The organism is Segeticoccus rhizosphaerae (assembly GCF_009192725.1).
Lineage (GTDB): Bacteria > Actinomycetota > Actinomycetes > Actinomycetales > Dermatophilaceae > Segeticoccus > Segeticoccus rhizosphaerae.
Map to the genome: position 1 here is coordinate 1 of NZ_VOHR01000564.1, position 1,314 is coordinate 1,314.

General features: G+C 73.1%; 2 protein-coding genes. Both read right to left on the reverse strand.

The window, feature by feature from the left end; genetic code table 11:
* The coding region (locus FRW57_RS21680) for a hypothetical protein (protein ID WP_203230482.1) at positions 1-544 on the reverse strand (544 nt) is incomplete at its 3' end.
* 71 nt (positions 545-615) lie between these two features.
* A partial coding sequence (locus FRW57_RS21685; protein WP_203230483.1) for an SDR family NAD(P)-dependent oxidoreductase occupies positions 616-1,314 on the reverse strand: 699 nt, incomplete at its 5' end.

Consider the following 1,314-nt stretch of genomic DNA (forward strand, 5'->3'; position numbering starts at 1 on the left):
CGCCCGGGGACGGCGCGAGCAGCACCTCTCGCGTCACCTGGCGCCGGTCGCGTCCGGCGGTGCGGCGGCCGGGCTGGACCGCACCGGTCACCGAGGCCAGCTCGATGGTGTCGGCGACCCGGCGGATCAGTCCCCCCTCCACCGGCCCGTGGGCGGTGCCCCACGTCAGCATCTCGGTGTCGGCGGGGAGCACGCCGGCCTCTCGCATCAGCCGGTTGTAGGTCGACCGGCCACCATCGGCATCCGATCGGGCCGCCTCCAGCAGCTCGCGCGTGCCCGGCCCCCACGCGATCTCGGAGTAGCGGTGCAGTCCGAGCCGCCGCAGCAGCTCCGACAGTGCCTGCACCCACCGCACCCGGTCGGCGGGATCCTCGTGGCGCCGCACGGTCGCCGCCCAGCAGAAGACCTGCAGCGAGTACTGGCTGACGTCCTCGGGGCCGCCGTCGTCGGTGAGCTCACCCCATGCCTGGCGGGCTGCCGCGGCATACTCTCGGCCGTGTTCGACGGCGATCTCGTCGAGCACGGTGGCGACCGAGGCGTGCATTCCACCGATGCTGCCACGCCACCGCGGCAGTGGCACCCGACAGGGCCGGCCGTCCGACGGGGCCGTGGCCGTCAGGTCTCCCGGTGGACCTTGTGGTTGGCTGCCTGGGCACGCGGTCGCACGGTCAGCCGGTCGATGTTGACGTGCGCCGGGCGAGAGGCGATCCACGCGATGCAGTCGGCGACGTCCTCGGAGGTCAACGGTTCGGCCACGCCGGCATAGACGGCCTCCGCACGCTTCTCGTCGCCCCGGAACCGGGTGAGCGAGAAACCCTCCGAACGCACCATTCCCGGCGCGACCTCGCAGATGCGGACCGGTTGGTCGACCAGCTCCAGCCGCAGCATGTCCACGACCGACCGCACGGCAAACTTCGCCGCGACGTAGCCACCACCGCCCTCGTATGCCGTCTGGCCGGCGGTCGAGCCGAGCACGACGACCTGTCCGGACCCGTCGGCCGCGAGCAGAGCGGGCAGCAGAGACTTGGTCACCGCCACCACCCCGAGCACGTTGGTCTCGAACATGGTGCGCCAGTCGTCCAGGTCGGCCTCGGCCACCGGCTCGAGACCGATCGCGCCGCCCGCGTTGTTGACCAACAGCTCCAGCCGTGGCCCGACCGCGTCCGCCAGCGCCGCGACGTCCTGCGCGGAGGTGACGTCGCAGACCACCGCGCGGCCCGAGACCTCCTGCGCGAGGGCCTCGATGCGCTCACGCCGCCGCGCGGCGCACACCACCTCGAAACCGTCCTTGGCCAGCCGGCGCGCCGTTGCCGC